This is a genomic window from Vibrio sp. HM8-C, from assembly GCF_058630515.1.
Genome location: NZ_JBMMKS010000003.1, coordinates 78,089 through 94,839 on the forward strand (window position 1 = coordinate 78,089; position 16,751 = coordinate 94,839).

Annotated in this window: 16 protein-coding genes; 12 read left to right on the forward strand and 4 right to left on the reverse strand. The window is 43.0% G+C overall.

Translation table 11 applies throughout. The features are described 5' to 3' along the window. The first annotated feature begins 10 nt into the window (after positions 1-10). From ACOSVQ_RS05125 to ACOSVQ_RS05145, 5 genes are all read left to right on the forward strand, one after another. Positions 11-1,042: an imelysin family protein gene (locus ACOSVQ_RS05125; protein ID WP_491981495.1), complete on the forward strand. Its 1,032-nt coding sequence runs from the start codon at positions 11-13 to the stop codon at positions 1,040-1,042. Continuing rightward, the gene (locus ACOSVQ_RS05130; protein ID WP_491981496.1) at positions 1,023-2,108 is read left to right on the forward strand and encodes a DUF1513 domain-containing protein; all 1,086 of its coding nucleotides are present in this window, start codon (positions 1,023-1,025) and stop codon (positions 2,106-2,108) included. Before ACOSVQ_RS05125 ends, ACOSVQ_RS05130 begins: the two co-directional genes overlap by 20 nt. 69 nt (positions 2,109-2,177) lie before the next feature. Next, a complete protein-coding gene (locus tag ACOSVQ_RS05135; protein ID WP_491981497.1) occupies positions 2,178-3,731 on the forward strand; it encodes a L,D-transpeptidase family protein in 1,554 nt (517 codons plus the stop codon). Positions 3,732-3,944: 213 nt separating this feature from the next. Next, positions 3,945-4,496, forward strand: a complete 552-nt coding sequence (mepK, locus tag ACOSVQ_RS05140; RefSeq protein ID WP_491981498.1) for a peptidoglycan L,D-endopeptidase MepK — start codon at positions 3,945-3,947, stop codon at positions 4,494-4,496. Positions 4,497-4,561: 65 nt separating this feature from the next. Next, on the forward strand, positions 4,562-5,218 hold the full coding sequence (locus ACOSVQ_RS05145) for an MBL fold metallo-hydrolase (protein WP_491981499.1): 657 nt from the start codon (positions 4,562-4,564) through the stop codon (positions 5,216-5,218). Here ACOSVQ_RS05145 and ACOSVQ_RS05150 read toward each other — a convergent pair. Continuing rightward, positions 5,212-5,889 carry a DUF2982 domain-containing protein gene (locus tag ACOSVQ_RS05150; protein WP_491981500.1) on the reverse strand — a complete coding sequence of 226 codons (678 nt, stop codon included), beginning with the start codon at positions 5,887-5,889 and terminating at the stop codon, positions 5,212-5,214. The genes ACOSVQ_RS05145 and ACOSVQ_RS05150 overlap by 7 nt on opposite strands. 219 nt (positions 5,890-6,108) lie before the next feature. On the opposite strand from ACOSVQ_RS05150, the gene ACOSVQ_RS05155 reads away from it, so the two are divergent. Next, on the forward strand, positions 6,109-6,504 hold the full coding sequence (locus tag ACOSVQ_RS05155; protein WP_491981501.1) for a MarR family transcriptional regulator: 396 nt from the start codon (positions 6,109-6,111) through the stop codon (positions 6,502-6,504). Between the two features lie 62 nt (positions 6,505-6,566). On the opposite strand, the gene ACOSVQ_RS05160 is transcribed toward ACOSVQ_RS05155, so the two are convergent. Continuing rightward, positions 6,567-7,789 (reverse strand): IS3 family transposase gene (locus ACOSVQ_RS05160; protein ID WP_491981502.1). Its coding sequence is split into 2 segments (ribosomal slippage): positions 6,567-7,415 and positions 7,418-7,789, totalling 1,221 coding nucleotides; the frame shifts between segments, so codons are not numbered across the junction. A 423-nt stretch (positions 7,790-8,212) separates the two neighbouring features. Here ACOSVQ_RS05160 and ACOSVQ_RS05165 point away from each other — a divergent pair. The 5 genes from ACOSVQ_RS05165 to ACOSVQ_RS05185 all read left to right on the forward strand — a co-directional run bounded on the left by ACOSVQ_RS05165 (position 8,213) and on the right by ACOSVQ_RS05185 (position 13,419). Beyond that, positions 8,213-9,307 (forward strand): TRAP transporter substrate-binding protein, encoded by a 1,095-nt coding sequence (locus tag ACOSVQ_RS05165; protein WP_491981503.1) that lies wholly within the window; start codon positions 8,213-8,215, stop codon positions 9,305-9,307. 154 nt (positions 9,308-9,461) lie between these two features. Continuing rightward, positions 9,462-10,001, forward strand: a complete 540-nt coding sequence (locus ACOSVQ_RS05170; protein ID WP_165311541.1) for a TRAP transporter small permease subunit — start codon at positions 9,462-9,464, stop codon at positions 9,999-10,001. Positions 10,002-10,013: 12 nt separating this feature from the next. Beyond that, positions 10,014-11,297: a TRAP transporter large permease gene (locus tag ACOSVQ_RS05175; RefSeq protein ID WP_491981504.1), complete on the forward strand. Its 1,284-nt coding sequence runs from the start codon at positions 10,014-10,016 to the stop codon at positions 11,295-11,297. 135 nt (positions 11,298-11,432) lie between these two features. After that, positions 11,433-12,797, forward strand: coding sequence for a cache domain-containing protein (locus ACOSVQ_RS05180; protein ID WP_491981505.1), 1,365 nt, complete (start codon positions 11,433-11,435; stop codon positions 12,795-12,797). After that, complete coding sequence (locus ACOSVQ_RS05185) at positions 12,781-13,419, forward strand: response regulator (RefSeq protein ID WP_491981506.1); 639 nt, start codon at positions 12,781-12,783, stop codon at positions 13,417-13,419. The genes ACOSVQ_RS05180 and ACOSVQ_RS05185 overlap by 17 nt, the downstream gene beginning before the upstream one ends. Positions 13,420-13,489: 70 nt before the next feature. On the opposite strand, the gene ACOSVQ_RS05190 is transcribed toward ACOSVQ_RS05185, so the two are convergent. After that, positions 13,490-13,969 (reverse strand): MarR family winged helix-turn-helix transcriptional regulator, encoded by a 480-nt coding sequence (locus tag ACOSVQ_RS05190; protein ID WP_165311537.1) that lies wholly within the window; start codon positions 13,967-13,969, stop codon positions 13,490-13,492. A gap of 382 nt (positions 13,970-14,351) precedes the next feature. On the opposite strand from ACOSVQ_RS05190, the gene ACOSVQ_RS05195 reads away from it, so the two are divergent. Then, a complete protein-coding gene (locus tag ACOSVQ_RS05195; protein WP_491981507.1) occupies positions 14,352-15,929 on the forward strand; it encodes a BCCT family transporter in 1,578 nt (525 codons plus the stop codon). Positions 15,930-16,029: 100 nt separating this feature from the next. Here the strand turns inward: ACOSVQ_RS05195 and ACOSVQ_RS05200 are convergent, their stop codons facing one another. Further along, the gene (locus ACOSVQ_RS05200; RefSeq protein ID WP_165311535.1) at positions 16,030-16,746 is read right to left on the reverse strand and encodes a 3'-5' exonuclease; all 717 of its coding nucleotides are present in this window, start codon (positions 16,744-16,746) and stop codon (positions 16,030-16,032) included. Positions 16,747-16,751: the final 5 nt, after the last annotated feature.

The window sequence follows — 16,751 nt, forward strand, 5'->3', positions numbered from 1 at the left end:
AGGTGTTTATATGACCTTCAAACATTTTTTACCAAGTATATTGGTATTGAGTTTAACAGCATGCCAATCGAATCAAACGGCATCATATGCCGATCAGACGCAGCATGTGAGTCAATCAACCTACTTGGTAGAATATCAGGCAGCCAATCATTTTTCGGTTCAGGCGCATTCTCTGGCACAGGCATTCGTGAACTATTGTGAAGCTGATGTTGCCGACAATTCGGAACTTAAACAACAATGGCATACAACTATGCTTGCTTGGATGGCGCTACAAGGTCAGGAGCGTGGCCCTGCTGATGCCTTGGCGCAAAGCTGGAATGTGCAGTTCTGGCCAGACAAGAAAAATACTACTGGCCTAAAGATGACTGCACTTACTAAGCAGGATAAGTCTTGGACAGCCGAAGAAATCGCAGAAAATAGCGTGACAGTTCAAGGTCTAGGCGCTCTAGAGTGGTTGATCTACGACCCAAAATCGCCACTGGCTTCTTCAAAAGCTCAAGCATGTATGTCTGCAACCGCGATCAGTGAAAACCTCGCAAACAGAGCTGACACGATTGAAAAAGCGTGGCGTACAAATCCATGGACAAAACTTGATGAACAATCATGGAAGTCTGAATACATTGCTCTGCTTTCTAATCAGCTAGAGTTTTCCATGTCCAAGTTAAGCCGACCATTAGCGAACATCGGCAAACCACGCCCTTATTTTTCTGAATCATGGCGCTCTAAAACTTCAATGTATAACTTAAAAGCGAATGTTGAAGCGATGCAATCGTTGTACTTGTCGAACGGAAATGGCCTCGATCAAATGCTAAGAGATCGTGGCTTAATCGATTTAGCCGACCGAGTAAAAACACAGTATGCAAACTTAGTCGAAGCATGGCCAGAAGAGGGCAGTCTGTTTGACTTACTGCAAACAAAAGATGGCTACCGAATTGTGCTTTCTCAATACAACAAAATGGATCAGTTGAAGTATTTGTTGCACGACGAAGTGTCAGTCGAGTTGGATGTAGTAATAGGGTTTAATGCAACAGATGGTGACTGATAATACTCGCCGCTCACTCTTAAAAGCGGCACTTTTCGGCGCTTGTGTGCCACTGCTACCGTTTGGTTGTGCTAGTTCTGCCCAGAAGCAAGCTGCGTTGATTGGTTGCGCTGTGACAAGCCGCAACCAGTTTAGTGCTGTAATCGCTGATAAAGAAGGCCAAGCAATAGCTCAGTTGCCTCTTCCTGCCAGAGGTCATGGTGTGGCTATTCATCCGCAGCTTTCTCAAGCTGTTGCCTTTGGGCGACGTCCGGGGGAGTTTATGATGGTGTTTGACTATCAAACTGGCGAGATGATTACGCTCAATCTATCGGGTTCTGAGCGACATTTTTATGGTCACGGTGTTTATTCGAATGACGGCACATTGCTGTTTGCTACAGAAGGTGAGCGTGGCACCAGTCGAGGTATCATTGGTGTTTATGACGTCAAAGACGGCTATAAGAAAACGGCTGAGTTAACCGGATTTGGAATTGGCCCACACGAAGTGATCATGATGCCGAATGATACTTTAGCTATTGGTGTCGGAGGCGTTCATACCAATGGTCGTGAACCTTTAAACATCGACACTATGGCACCGAGTCTGACGTATCTATCTATGAATGGCGAAGTGCTTGAACAGGTATCTCTTCCTGACCACCACTTGAGTATTCGTCACCTCGCTCATGATGGAAGCGAAACAGTTCTGTGTGGTCAGCAATATCGCGGGCAGCCTGAAGATTCACCATCATTAATTGCAATGCATACTCGAGGTGGAGAAATGCAGCCACTACTAGCAGAACCAGAAGAGTGGGCTCGTTTTAACCACTACATAGCGAGTATTGCTGCAACGGATAAATGGATTTTGGCGACCTCTCCGGTTGGGAACTGCTATGGCATATGGTCTAAGCAAACGCGTCGATTGGTCGAACTAGCACCATTGCCAGATGCTTCTGGTGTTGTTGTGCATGGTGAACAATTTCAGGTAAGCTCTGGTGCTGGGTTGGTAGTGAAGAACCAGTATCCTAATGGCGCGACAACGGTCGTATCAAATGTGCAATGGGATAATCACTGGTCAGCAATTGTTTAATTTTGTCATAACAATTGGCTAATTCTTTGCCATACTCAATCTATAGGTTGTTGAGTTGGGCGTAGATATATGAAAAAAAATCGTTTTTTTGCAGTGTTGCTGATTCTGTTCAGTGTATCGATTTCAGCAGCAGAAAAACGGCTTTCAGAATTGGGTTGGATTGAACCCAATTCGCCAGTTTTATCGCAGTTAGCATATCCAGAGAGAGTTGAGCGTGTTTATCATGAAAATAACGGTCAACTTATCTGGATCGATTTGGCCACTATTCAGAAGTTTGAGCAGCAGCTCGAAGTGATTCATCGTGCCGCTATAAGTCCTCTTTTCGATCGCCGCTTAGCCCAACTTCAGCAATACCAAGAGCAGAATGCATGGTTTGAATATGATTTGTTAGCCACAGATACGCTGATTATGTACTTGAGCTACGCAGAGCAAGCAGCAAAGCTGGGTCAGCAGTGGTTCTTTGAAGGCAAAAAGCTAACTTATAATCTTCCATTACCCAGTGAAAACGCGTTTGTTTCCCTTGAAGTCGCAGTAACAACCAACGGCATTGGCGAACTAGTCCAATCATATACACCGAGCGATGTTTCATATAAGCCGTTGATGGCTGCATATAGCGCTTTATTGCCGCAGGAAAACACCACTATTCCACGCTATAACCATAAAGGCTTAATCAAACCAGGCGATAAGCTGAGCGATCGAGACTTGTTGGTTCAACGATTGTCGTTAGTAAACATCGATATGAGTCAGGTCAGCGACAAGGTCTCATGGTATGACAACAGTTTAGTTAAGGTAGTTAAGCGTTTTCAGCGTATGCATGGTTTAAAGTCAGACGGAATTATCGGACCTGATACCTTAAAATGGCTCAACTTATCAGTTAAATCTCGTTTATCTTTATTGGCTTTAAATGCTGAGCGTAGTCGCTTGTGGTCACAGGAAGAAGATACGGTCATAGTGGTTAACATTCCGGGTTTTGATATGAAGTATTGGTACTCGGGTAAACCAGTGTTCTCATCAAAAGTGGTGGTAGGCAGTGTCAAGCGCCCAACACCGCTGATGTCGATTAAACTTGATTCCATCATATTGAATCCGACTTGGAATGTACCAAGAAAGATCATGGTAGAAGATATTCTTCCCTTGGCGAAAAGAGATGCTAATTACTTTAGCCGTCACCATATCGATATTATAAAAAGTTGGAACTCAGATAAAACGCTTGATCCTAAAGGGATTGATTGGGCTACTGTTGACCCTGATACCTTCCCATACCGAATGCGTCAGCAATCGGGACATCAAAATGCGTTAGGCTTGTATAAGTTTAATACACCGAATTCGCGAGCCATTTATCTGCACGATACTCCGAGTAAGCACCTATTTAACAATACTTCCAGAGCGTTCAGTTCGGGATGTATCCGTGTGCAAGATGCCTCAATTTTTGCCGCTAAGATCTTTGAAACTCAGGGAATGGATGAATCAAAGCTTCAGCAAGATCAAAAGCCGAGCAACAAATCCATTGCATTGAAGAAGAGAATTCCAGTTCACATCATCTATCAAACCGTATGGTATGAAGGTGGAACGCTTCAATATAGGGACGATGTTTACCGCTTCGATTCTCAAACTCGCGGATGATGGACAAATGCCGGCAGTCAAAGTCGGCATTTGAATCCACTTCAAAGTTTACTGAAAATTTACATAAAAAATTTTTTCTTTTTGCTCAATAGGTAACCTATAAAATCATTCATAAGAGTGATTTCGTGCATAGAATATGCATTTGACCTTCACTGGTGAGTTCGTTAAGTTTCGCGCTCTGTCAGAAATTTAACCAGTGGTAAAGGTGTAGGTTTGATTGTATCCCGACGTGATTTTTTGAAATTTGCTGGAAGTGGTTTGGTGGTTGCGGCCTGTGCACCTACGATTGCTCACGCTTCCCTTCCTGTTGAACCGCGTGTGTTAGCTTTAAACAACTTACATACAGGCGAAACGTTAGAAAGTTGCTATTTCAACGGTCATCGTTACGTTCGCTCAGAACTAAAAAGACTAAATCACATTTGCCGCGACTTCCGCCGTAACGAAGTTTACCCTATGGATAAAGGGTTATTCGACCAACTAACTCGTATTCAGACCTTAATTGGATGTGAGGCAGAAGTGCAGATTATTTCTGGTTACCGATCTCCTGCTACAAATGAAATGCTACGTAATAATTCGAACGGTGGTGTTGCTCAGAAGAGCTACCACATGTTAGGTAAAGCTTTCGATTTCCGCTTGGATGGCCTGTCGCTGAAGCAAGTTCATGAAGCTGCATTAAGTTTAAATGCTGGTGGTGTTGGTTATTACCCTCGTAGCGGATTTGTGCATATTGACACTGGTCCAGTTCGCAGCTGGCAGGGCTCTTAACTTGTCAAACTAAGGCGCTAGTGGCATAGTTCGAACAATTTCGAATATCGAACAAGGTTTGCTTTATGTCTTTACAATATCAAGTTGTCCCAGTGACTCACTTCGCTCAAAACTGTTCAATTGTTTGGTGTGATGAAACCATGGAAGGAGTGGTCGTCGATCCGGGTGGTGACGTCAAACAATTGAAAGCTGTGATTGATCAACTCGGCGTGAAAGTGGTTCATATCGTACTTACACACGGTCATCTAGACCATGTTGGAGGTACGGAAGCGCTAGCTGAACAACTTGGTAATGTCGATATTGTTGGGCCACATAAAGCAGATAACTTCTGGTTGCAAGGGTTAGAAGGGCAAAGCCAAATGTTTGGTTTTCCACTCACAGAAGCTTTCGAACCAAATACTTGGTTAGATGAAGGTGATACGGTAACTTTCGGTAAGCAGACTCTTCAGGTGATTCACACTCCGGGTCATACACCGGGTCATGTGGTTTTGTATAGTGAAGAAGCAAAATTGGCCTTTGTTGGAGATGTATTGTTCCACGGCAGCATCGGTCGTACCGATTTCCCACAAGGTAATCACGGTGATTTGCTGACTTCCATCAAAACCAAACTGTGGCCGCTGGGGAATGATGTTACTTTCATTCCAGGTCACGGACCAAAATCTACTTTCGGTCATGAAAGATTGCACAATCATTATGTGGCTGATGAGATGCCTCTTTACTGATCTTTATTCTCTGGCTCGGCAGCGGCAAGATAGCGCCGAGCTAGACCTACAAACTCTTCTGCACTTCTGTCCAAATCATTCGCTGAGATAAACACGTCATAATCGTAGTATTGGCGCTGATACTTCATTCTATTGGCTAACATCGCCATTAAGCCTGAATAGATTTTGGTGGCAGACTCTTTGTACTGCTGGGAATCCAACACTATATCTTCAAATTTTGTTTCCTGATTTTGTTGCCGAGCGCCAAGATAGAGCAATGCACGCTGGCTAAGCAGAATCTCAGAGGCGATACGTGGGCAGATACTATCTAGGTATGGCGAATAATGTTTTAGTTTGATCCCAATCCAAGGAAGAGGGTGATGCCAACCTTCTTGTTCGAAAGTACAAATGCCTATTTTGCTGATGTTGTTCCAACGTACAACCCATCCACCGCGAAAGAGATGTTGTTGAAAATGAGTAGAGGTAAAAGTGTATCCAACCTGACTTTTCCTTATTAGCCAGTAACCAACCAAGAGCAACACGCCGATAGACGTTACTGCGATTACGGCTTGTCGCCAGCTGGGTGACCAAATGACCAATCCCAGAGCTAAGACTAACGCGATAACACCTACCCATTTTGCATGGGGGGAGCGTAAATCAAAATGATGATTGGCGATATGAATGCTCTGCATAGAAACTACATCAATCCTCAATAAACTGTTTTTATCCCCAGTAATGCAACTGTAGGAAACAAAAAGACCTTTGTATGAATTGTAGTCATAAACGAGAGATAGCGGCATTTTTGCCGGAGAACTTGACCTCAACCCTACAAATATCAACAGAATTTTGATATAAAACGCGCTTCAAATTTTCACCACTGCGATAAAAGCAGTGAAATGGAGACATACTCGATGAGACTTGCTCATAAACGCAAAGTGCAGGCTAAATTGCAAAAGCGTATTAAAGCGACTGTAGCGAACCTATCTTCAGCAACGAAAACTGCGAAACCTGCAGCTGAAAAGAAAGTTGTAGAAAAAAAAGTAGTAAAACCAGCGGTTGAGAAAGCTGTTGCTCAAGCAGTAGCGGCTAAAGTGGACGTAGCATTAACGCCTAAGCAACAGCAGGTACTTGAAATTGTTGCTAACAATGTAGAAGGCATTAATCCTAAGTCGATTGGTCTAGAAGCTGGTCAAGAAGAATCTAAAGCTGCATCTTGGGCTACCGGTGCACTTAAAAAGCTTCTAGAAGAAAACCTTGTAGTGAAAGAGCAATTAGCGGGTAACAAAGTAATCTACAAAACTGCGTAGTTTGTTCTTGTCCAATGTGTCGTCCTAAAATACGTTGACAGTTTTATACTAAGCCAACTGCGTTAGCAGTTGGCTTTTTCATACACCTCATTCGGGGTTCTCATCCCAAGACTAAGATGTGGTCTCATATTCTTATAGATGTCGATTGATTCCTTTACCAACTGCTTAAGCTCAACGATATCCTTACACTCATAAAGTAAAAACTCTTGTTTCAGGATGCCGTTTACTCTTTCTGCTAACGCATTCTGATAACAGTCATAACCATCCGTCATGGATGGCTTGATTGTGCCTTGTTTCAATCTATCTTGGTAAACACCTGAGCAATATTGAAGCCCGCGATCTGAATGATGGATACACGAGCAACCATATCGACGTGTCCTTATCGCCATATCCAAAGCCTTTACAACATCCGTCGCTTTCATTTCTTTGCTAAGTTCATAGCCCATAATTTTACGACTAAAGGCATCAGTCACTAACGAGAGATAATGCACGCCTTCATCAGATTGGACATAGGTTATGTCACTCACCAACACATCTTCGGGATGATGAGGCTTGTAGCCCTTCAGCAAGTTAGGATGTTTTTTCATCCAATGTCGACTATTTGTCGTCTTCGTAAAACTGCGCTTAGGCTGAACGAGAAGGCGTTCGTCACGTAAGTAATCGAAAAGTGCATCTCTACCTAGCTTGATTCCTTGTTCTTGAAGCTTTGGTTTGAGTAAGGAATACAATTTTCTAGTCCCTATTCGAGGCATATAGCGCCGAAGTTCTAGAACCATCTGTTTGATAGGGATGAGCTCTACCTGACGGTGAGCGGCTCGCTTTTCTCTTTGATAAACGCTTTGCCTCGATATACCACACAACTTACAGACTCGAGCTAGGCTCAGTCCTTCCTGTTTTTGAAGGCCTCTTGCTCCTTGGCGATATACTTTTTTCTGAGACTAGTCCCGTGCTCAGCGTCAAGAATATCAACGACTTCATTTAAAAAGAGATTTTTTATTCGTTCATCTTCCAACTCTTTTTCAAGCCGCTTAATTTTTTGAGCTGGGGATTCATTGGGTTTCGTTGTTTTATGCATGGCGTTCTTCCTTGGATTTTGCGTCCAGTCCATTTTTCCGAACTTTCGTAGCCAGGTTAAAACCGTTGAACGACCTTGAATACCATAGATAGCTTGGGCTTGTTTATAAGTCATGTCGCCTTTTTCAACAGCATTAACAACCTGTAATTTAAAGCCTAGTGTGTAATCACGCTGAGTGCGTTTAACGTAGAGATTATGTGAAGTAGTCATAATTCGTCCTCAATGTGTAAACACATTTCAGGACGAGACACAATCTAAGTAAAAGGCCTCGGTTTTGACCGGGGCTTTTTCATTTCAATCGTCTCGATGACAATCTATCTAAGCACTTACTGTGCTTTGTCACAATTTTGAAAACTAATAGCAAATTTTCAGTCTGGAAAAGTTATTACGTATTAATACATGTAACTCATTTGATGATTTAAATAATATCTTAATAATACAGTTAGATAGAGTATTTATTTGTTTTATCCTACGTAAATATACGTAAGACTATGGTTTTATATGATGCTTAAGATGTTATTTGTTTGCGTAATCTTGCTCATTTTTTATTGATAAAAGTTCACCCAAAGTGATGTTGAACTGAAGTGCTATTGAAGTACCAAAGCACCGACCAATAACAAAAGGACGTGAACAATGAGTCTTATCCATCAATCTGTAAAACGAGTTATGACAACGAGTGTAGTAGCGCTAACTGCTTGCTTTGCTTTGTTGTCTACATCAGCATCTGCTGAAGACAAAGTGTATCGCTTAAAACTGGCTGAAACGTGGGGACCAAACTTCCCAATCTTTGGTGATGCAACGAAGAACATGGCGGCTATGGCTGAAAAAATGTCTAACGGCCGTCTGCAAATTCGTATCGATTCTGCAAACAAACATAAAGCACCGCTAGGTGTTTTCGACATGGTGAAATCAGGTCAATATGACTTGGGGCACTCAGCGTCTTACTACTGGAAAGGTAAGGTTCCAAACACTCTTTACTTCACTTCTATGCCTTTCGGTATGACAGCACCTGAGCAGTACGCTTGGTTCTACAATGGTGGAGGTATGGAGCTGATGGAGAAAGTGTACGAACCACATAACATGCTTTCTTTCCCAGGTGGTAACACTGACATCCAAATGGGTGGCTGGTTCCAGAAAGAGATTAACTCACTTGAAGACCTTAAAGGTCTGAAAATGCGTATTCCAGGTTTCGCTGGTGAAGTACTGGCTGAGTTAGGTGCTAAGCCAACCAACATTGCACCGGGAGAGCTTTATACTTCACTAGAACGTCGTACTATCGATGCACTTGAATGGGTTGGTCCATCTCTAGACTTACGTATGGGCTTCCACAAAATCGCGCCTTACTACTACACAGGTTGGCATGAACCAGCAACTGAGCTGCAATTCTTAGTTAACAAGCGTACTTGGGAAAAACTGCCTGAAGACTTACGTGAAATCTTACGTGTAGCAATGCGTACAGCGGCTTACGACATGTATGCGCAATCTGTACATGAAAGCGGTAAGAACTGGGTTTCAATCAAGACTGAATATCCAAACGTGAAAGTAAAAGACTTCCCGCCAGAAGTAATCAAAGCACTTCGTGAAGCGAACGGTCGTCTTCTTGCTGAACATGCAGCGCAAGATCCTCTAGCAAAAGAGATCCAAGAGTCACAAGCAAATTATCTGAAAGATGTTCGCCAATGGACTGATATCTCTATGCGCGCCTACCTGAACAACGAAGCGCAATAGCTTTTATAAAACGCAATAGCTTCCATAAAACACAGTAGTTTGCATAAAAGCTACTGAGAAGCCCAAGAAATATAATTAAGCTCCGCTAGCAAGCAATAGTCACTACAACTGAATTGTTAAGCGGAGCACCTTTGCAAATTCCATGGAGTCGGGAATGAGAAGTCTCATCTATATCGAAAGACTGTTTAATCGCATGAGCGATTTTCTTGGATGGTTATCCAGCATTTTGTTCGTTCTACTCGTTGCGAACGTGGTGTATGACGTTGTGATGCGCTACGCGTTTAACGATGTGTCTATCGCCTTCCAAGAGTTGGAGTGGCATCTGTTTTCAGCAGTATTCATGCTTGGTATTCCATACGCTTTGAAAGCGGGTGGGCATGTTCGTGTGGATATCTTCTACGAGCGTTTATCTAATAAAGCTCAAGCGGTTATCGATTTGTTCGGCACAATCATTTTGTTACTGCCTTTTTGTTTTCTGGTGGCTTACTTCGGTATCGACTACGCCAAAGAGAGTTATGCCCTTGGTGAAACATCCGGCGATCCGGGCGGATTACCTTATCGATGGATCATTAAAAGCTTAATCACGGTAGCGTTCTTCTTCATGGCGATGAGTGGTATCGGAATGATTTTGCATTCGCTAAATCGCATCGTGAACCCTCAGCTTTTGCACACCAATTTTAAAGATTCGAAGTAAAAGGAAATAACAATGATCGGAATCGTGATGTTTTTTGTAGCGCTTTTTGCGTTACTACTAGGTTTCCCCGTTGCTTTTACTTTCGGCGGGATCGCACTGATATTTGGCGTTTGGGCAGAAGGCATCGACATGTTTGCTTTTATGCCATATCGCATTCAATCCATTATGCAGAACACGGTACTAATGGCTGTGCCTCTGTTTGTCTTTATGGGTTTGGTTTTACAAAAAACGCGATTAGCGGAACAATTACTTGAATCCATGGGGCGCCTGTTCGGTGGTGTGCGCGGTGGTATTGCTATTTCTACTGTTCTAGTAGGCGCATTGCTCGCGGCATCCACAGGCGTGGTTGGTGCATCGGTTGTTGCAATGGGGCTTATCTCATTGCCAGTTATGCTCAAATATAACTATGACAAAGGCCTTGCGTGCGGAACCATCTGTGCGTCAGGAACTCTTGGTCAAATTATTCCGCCTTCAATCGTGTTGATCCTGCTTGGTGACGTATTAGGTGTACCGGTAGGTGACTTGTTCCAAGCGGCATTATGGCCGGGTTTAGTTTTGGTCGGAGCGTACATCGTCTACATCCTCATCTATGCAAAACTGCATCCGGAAGCGGCAGCGCCAATTGGTAGAGATGAATCAATATCACGTAAAGAAGAGGTTATTTCGGCACTGAAAGCCGTGATACCCCCATTAGCACTAATAATTGTTGTACTAGGTTCTATATTCGCTGGTGTTGCTACTCCAACGGAATCGGCCGCTTTAGGTGGTGCAGGTGCTATGGTTCTGGCGTTCCTATACGGCCAATTTAGCTGGAAGATGGTATATGAAGCGTCAAAAGAGACGGTAAATGTTACCGCTATGGTGTTTGCTATTTTGTTGGGTGCGACTGCGTTCTCAATGGCATTTACCTACACAGGCGGTGATATCTTAGTTGAAGAGTGGATGATGGCTATTCCTGGTGACAAATGGGGTTTCCTAATTGCCACTATGATTGTGATTCTGATCCTCGGATTCTTTATCGATTTCGTCGAAATCTGTTTCATCATCGTGCCGATTCTTGCGCCAGTGGCGTTGAATATGGGTATTGATATGACTTGGTTTGGTATCTTAGTAGCGATGAACTTACAGACTTCCTTCTTAACACCACCCTTTGGTTTTAGCTTGTTCTATCTGAAAGGTGTAGCGCCGAAGTCAGTGACGACGATGGATATCTATCGAGGTGTTATTCCGTTTATCGGCATACAAATACTGGTGTTAATCTCGCTTCTGGTTTTCCCAGGATTCTACGGAATGTGATCCAATTCTTGGTTGTAAGATGAATTGGTCAAACACACCTTAGAAGTTGCTAAAGTAATGCAGCTTACTGATTGTCTAACTCTTGACAGCCAGTAAGCTGTTTTTATTTTTGCAAAGTGAACTTTGGGAAACGGAATGCCCCTTAAAGCCAAACTAATATTGCTGACGTTATTGCCGCTGCTTCTTGTAACAGCAAGTATTAGCTGGATCTCCATTCATCAAGCGAAAACGCTTGGTCAACGTGAAGTCGAAATTTTTCGCGTCAATTTGATAAAAGCTCGTGAAACCGCATTGAAAGATAGTGTTGATTTGGCACTCGATGCCATTGATCACATCTACAACAACGAATCGCTCCCAATTGAACAAGCGCAAACGGAGGTCAAAGCTATATTGACCAAATTACGCTATGGTTCGGATGGCTATTTTTTCGCTTACGATAGTAATGGTGTGAACTTGGTTCATCCCATTCAGCCTGAGCTAATTGGGCAAGACTTACTGCATTTACAGGACAAAGAAGGTGATTTCCTCATTGAAGCTTTGCTGTTTCAGGCTCAGTCTGGAGGAGGTTTTCATCAATACTTATGGCAAAAACCGTCTACTAAGGAAACGGTTCCTAAGCTTAGCTACGTAGCATGGCTAGACAAATGGCAATGGATGGTGGGAACAGGGCTTTATATCGAAGATGTCAGCCAAGAAGTGGCAGCGATGCAGTCCGCGATTAACGCCAATATCGAAACCACCTTTTTCTCTGTGATGGTGATTTTGGCGGTGACGGTTGCCGTAATTATTGTTTTGACATTGGCAATCAACCTGCACGAGCATCGACTAGCGGATAAAAACCTGAAAGAACTAGCACACAAAACGGTGATGTTTCAGGAAGATGAAAAGAAACATTTGGCACGTGAACTTCATGACGGTATTAATCAGCTATTGGTTTCAAGTAAGTGCCATTTGGAGCTTCTCGACCATAAGCTACAAGGCAATGCCTTGGTATTACACGTTGAAAAAGCGCAGCAATCTCTGATGACCGCAATCAATGAAGTCAGGCGTATTTCGCACAATTTAAGACCAAGTGCACTGGACGATATTGGTTTACAGGCCGCGCTGGTCACGTTGTTGGAAGACTTTCAGGCACATTCAAATATTCAAATAGAAACTTTGTTTGATACAAAACCAGACAGGTTAAAGTCTGAAGCTGCAACTACCTTGTATCGTGTTGTGCAAGAATCACTGAACAATATTCGAAAGCACGCACAGGCGAAAAAAGTGACGGTCATTTTGCATCAGATGGGTAACATGCTTCAGCTGATGATACGTGATGATGGCATTGGTTTTAACGTCAAAGAATCACTGAATAAACGCGGGATTGGATTACGCAATATGCGCGAGCGAGTTGAGTTTATTGGCGGTGAATTTGAGCTAATAAGTGAAGCCGGATTTGGGACAGAAATAACCGTGTTATTGCGGTTGGATGGATTAGTGTATGGAAAAGCCAATTAGAGTTGTCATAGTTGATGACCATCAAGTAGTGCTAGAAGGTTTTATGGCTCGTCTTGAGTTGGAGCCAGAGATTAAAGTCGTCGCTACTGCGAGTAATGGTTTAGAAGCGATCGATGTCGTGAAGCAGCATAAGCCGGATGTGATTCTGATGGATGTCAGCATGCCGATAATGAATGGTATTGATGCAACCCGTTTGATTAAAGAAGAAGTTCCAGATGCTAAGGTACTCATGCTGACTATGCATGATAATCGGGAATACATCATGAAAGTGATGCAAGCTGGCGCTGTCGGATACATGCTCAAAGAAATTTCAGCGTCCAAAATGGTTCAGGCAATTAAAACGGTTAATCAGGGTTCGACCTATTTTTGTGAATCAGTCACTCAAACGCTGTTTACTGGGGAAATTTCGCCAGCTTCAAGTAAACCGAATCCTTTGAGCAGACGTGAAGAGGCGGTTTTAAAGCTAGTAGCACAAGGTTGTAGCAGTAAGAAAATTGCTTCGTTTCTGAGTATTAGTTATCGCACAGTTGAGACTCACCGCCAAAATATCAAACATAAGCTGGATATTCACTCTACTGCAGAACTTGCTAAATACGCTGTGCAGCATGGTTTATTGGAATAAAACGTGTTTAAACGTCTGTAACTCAAAATAAAAAAGGTTGGGATATCCCAACCTTTTTTCATGAAATCATCTATTCTTCTGTTTTAGTGATGCTGCCAATTTCCAGAAGTGGAGCCACATCAATGTTCTCAGCATTCATCATCGAAGAGAGTCTTTGAACAGATGAGAGTAGAAGGCTTTGTTCCCAATCTGCGAGCGTTTGAAAACGCTGAACAAAACTTTCCTGAAGTGGTGCCGGAGCTTGTTCTAATAAGACTTTTCCGGTTTCAGTAAGATGAGCGTGAACCTTACGCTTGTCTTCAACACTACGGATGCGCTGAACATAACCATTTCTCTCTAATCGGTCGAGTATGGTGGTGGCAGTGGCTTGGCTCATATTGGTGTGTTTGGAGAGTTCTCTGATCGTCACTTCGCCAAGAGCTTGAATCGCACGCATGAGAATAAGTTGCGGCCCCGTTAAGCCAGCATCTTTGCTAAGCTTCTTAGAGTGTAGGTCGATGGCTCTGATGATCTGGCGAATTGCCACTAGAACTTCTTCATGTTTTTCCACGGCTAGCTATCCGGTCAAAGTGGTGAGTTTTTCTAGCGCGACAATACAGCAGTTAGCTGTTGTTGAAAAGCATAGACCTCATACTTTTTATATCAATAATTGGATAGTTTAAACTTGGCCTAAAATCCATAAATGTTTCGTGTACGAATTATGTTTTTATGTGTTTGTGGTTAATATTTGTTCGCTTGACCGTCGATTTTAGGAAATGTTGTCTTTATATTAAGCTATTTGTGGATCTGAAAATGGTCATGTGTACAATGTAGACCACGAACTGCTGAGTTAATAGTTATGAGTACAAAGTAATTTTTGTGACGTATGTTAGAACTTACTTCTTACTCATAGTTATTTGAGTTCAATTTATATTGATTCAAAGAGAGGACAAATGACAAAAGGTATTGATAAATACAGTATTGACAGTACCGACTATACGGTAGGTCAAGACAACATTCAGAAGTGGGGCTTTGATGTCCACAACGCTGTATTTGGTATTAGCGCCGGTTTAATTTTGCTTTTTCTACTGACGATATTAATCGTCGATGCAGATACAGCTAAAAGCGCACTGGATGGTTTGAAATGGCAAATAATCGGGGCATTTGACTGGCTATTTATTTGGTCTGGTAACATTTTTATTATTTTCTGTTTAGCTCTGGTTGTTTCCCCATACGGTAAAATACGCTTGGGTGGTGATGACGCAGTGGCTGATCACTCCTTTATATCATGGCTTTCAATGCTTTTTGCTGCGGGCATGGGTATTGGTCTGATGTTCTGGAGTGTGGCTGAACCCGTTGCTTATTTTACAGGCTGGTATGAAACACCACTGGGTGTTGCCGCTAACTCCCCAGAAGCTGCCAAGCTAGCGTTGGGTGCGACGATGTTCCACTGGGGTTTACACCCTTGGGCGATTTACGGTGTTGTAGCTCTGTCGCTTGCTTTCTTCTGTTACAACAAAGGATTACCGCTATCCATTCGCTCTATTTTCTACCCAATTTTAGGTGACAGAGCGTGGGGTTGGGCTGGACACATTGTTGATATTCTTGCGGTTATCGCAACCTTGTTTGGTCTGGCGACTTCACTAGGTTTAGGTGCTCAGCAAGCTGCAAGTGGTATTCACCATGTGTTTGGTATAGATGCGGGAATTGGTCTGCAAGTGACGGTTATTATTGTTGTCACTCTACTAGCAACCATTTCTGTTATTCGCGGCATTGATGGTGGAGTAAAAGTTATCTCTAACATCAACATGATTGTTGCGTTCCTTTTACTTATTTTGGTTGCTTTGATCGGTTATGCAGTGACGTTCTCTGCAATTCCTACTACGTTGATGGCTTACATCGAAAACATCATACCGTTAAGTAACCCACATGGTCGTACTGATGAAGCATGGTTCCAAGGCTGGACAGTGTTCTACTGGGCTTGGTGGATCTCATGGTCACCATTTGTCGGTATGTTTATCGCACGTGTATCGAAAGGCCGTACGATTCGAGAATTCATCACAGCTGTTCTGATTGTTCCGACGCTAGTTACTCTTATTTGGATGTCTGTATTTGGTGGCCTTGCGGTAGAGCAGGTAATTGACAAAATTGGTGAGTTAGGTGCACATGGTTTAACAGATGTATCCTTAGCGATGTTCCAGATGTTTGATGGCTTGCCATATGGAACAATATTGTCAGTCATTGCGGTTATTCTCGTGCTGGTGTTCTTTATTACTTCTTCGGACTCTGGTTCTTTGGTAATTGATAGCATTACGGCTGGCGGCAAACTGGATTCACCCGTTGCTCAACGTGTGTTCTGGGCTCTGATGGAAGGTCTCATCGCGATTGCGTTACTATGGATTGGTGGCACTGAGGCTGTACAAGCACTGCAAGCTGGCGCTATTTCAACTGCGTTACCGTTTACCATCGTTCTGTTGTTGATGTGTGTAAGTCTAGTGATGGGTTTACGGACGGAAACCTTCAAGCGATAGGCTCGAACTTATGAATACGAAAGCCGACTGTTTAGTCGGCTTTTTTGCCATCTGGGTAAGTTGAAAGGGTATACAGACCTATAGATTGGCACTGATAAAACTAGCGCCAAAGAGTTCTGATGCTCAGTTGCTGACTGTAGTGATGAGCGATCTGCGCCTGCAGTAGTTCAGCAGTGGCGATGGCGTCTGTAAGTGCATGGTGAGGCGTATAGGCTGGTAAACCATAACGCAATCTAGATTGACCCAATCTCACTGATTCTGGTTTCTTTCCTCTCAGCTTATTCCAAAAGCCGTCGGTGGATTTCTTCTGAATCATTGATTCGATTTCCATCGTATCCACAACAGGGAATTCAATACCTTCGCCAATTCTGCTCTTTAACGCTTTATCAAGAAACTCACGTTCGATCTTTTGATAGTGCACCACCATAATTTTTCCTGACAGCTCGCTCAACACCTCTTCCATTATCTCTGACAGATCTGGTGCATCAATGATATCGCTGTGTGTGATGCCATGGATCACGACAGATTGTTCATCCAATTTCTGCCTAGGACGAACTGTCCAATGCCTTGCGCGATTAAGATAAATTCGGTTTAAGGTAAAAGGCACGATACCAATAGTGATGATGTCATCCTTTTCTGAATCCAAACCTGTCGTTTCGAAATCCATAGCGACAAATTCGATGTCACCAATCGGCGTATTGCCATTTACCATTGCAGGATCATAAAAAGCCTTCAACAACGGGTGTGAGACTTTGTTTTTCTTTGTTTGATATTTATAGGGCCAGTCAATACTTGGCGCCTGAAACAGACGTTTCATAATGT

Excerpts from the sequence above, each read along its gene's own strand:
- ACOSVQ_RS05130 (WP_491981496.1), top strand. The coding sequence starts at position 1,023 with ATGCAACAGATGGTGACTGATAATACTCGCCGCTCACTCTTAAAAGCG.
- ACOSVQ_RS05150 (WP_491981500.1), bottom strand. The coding sequence starts at position 5,889 with ATGCAGAGCATTCATATCGCCAATCATCATTTTGATTTACGCTCCCCC.
- ACOSVQ_RS05165 (WP_491981503.1), top strand. The coding sequence starts at position 8,213 with ATGAGTCTTATCCATCAATCTGTAAAACGAGTTATGACAACGAGTGTA.
- ACOSVQ_RS05170 (WP_165311541.1), top strand. The coding sequence starts at position 9,462 with ATGAGAAGTCTCATCTATATCGAAAGACTGTTTAATCGCATGAGCGAT.
- ACOSVQ_RS05185 (WP_491981506.1), top strand. The coding sequence starts at position 12,781 with ATGGAAAAGCCAATTAGAGTTGTCATAGTTGATGACCATCAAGTAGTG.
- ACOSVQ_RS05145 (WP_491981499.1), top strand. The coding sequence starts at position 4,562 with ATGTCTTTACAATATCAAGTTGTCCCAGTGACTCACTTCGCTCAAAAC.
- ACOSVQ_RS05200 (WP_165311535.1), bottom strand. The coding sequence starts at position 16,746 with ATGAAACGTCTGTTTCAGGCGCCAAGTATTGACTGGCCCTATAAATAT.
- ACOSVQ_RS05175 (WP_491981504.1), top strand. The coding sequence starts at position 10,014 with ATGATCGGAATCGTGATGTTTTTTGTAGCGCTTTTTGCGTTACTACTA.
- ACOSVQ_RS05125 (WP_491981495.1), top strand. The coding sequence starts at position 11 with ATGACCTTCAAACATTTTTTACCAAGTATATTGGTATTGAGTTTAACA.
- ACOSVQ_RS05195 (WP_491981507.1), top strand. The coding sequence starts at position 14,352 with ATGACAAAAGGTATTGATAAATACAGTATTGACAGTACCGACTATACG.
- ACOSVQ_RS05180 (WP_491981505.1), top strand. The coding sequence starts at position 11,433 with ATGCCCCTTAAAGCCAAACTAATATTGCTGACGTTATTGCCGCTGCTT.
- ACOSVQ_RS05135 (WP_491981497.1), top strand. The coding sequence starts at position 2,178 with ATGAAAAAAAATCGTTTTTTTGCAGTGTTGCTGATTCTGTTCAGTGTA.
- ACOSVQ_RS05155 (WP_491981501.1), top strand. The coding sequence starts at position 6,109 with ATGAGACTTGCTCATAAACGCAAAGTGCAGGCTAAATTGCAAAAGCGT.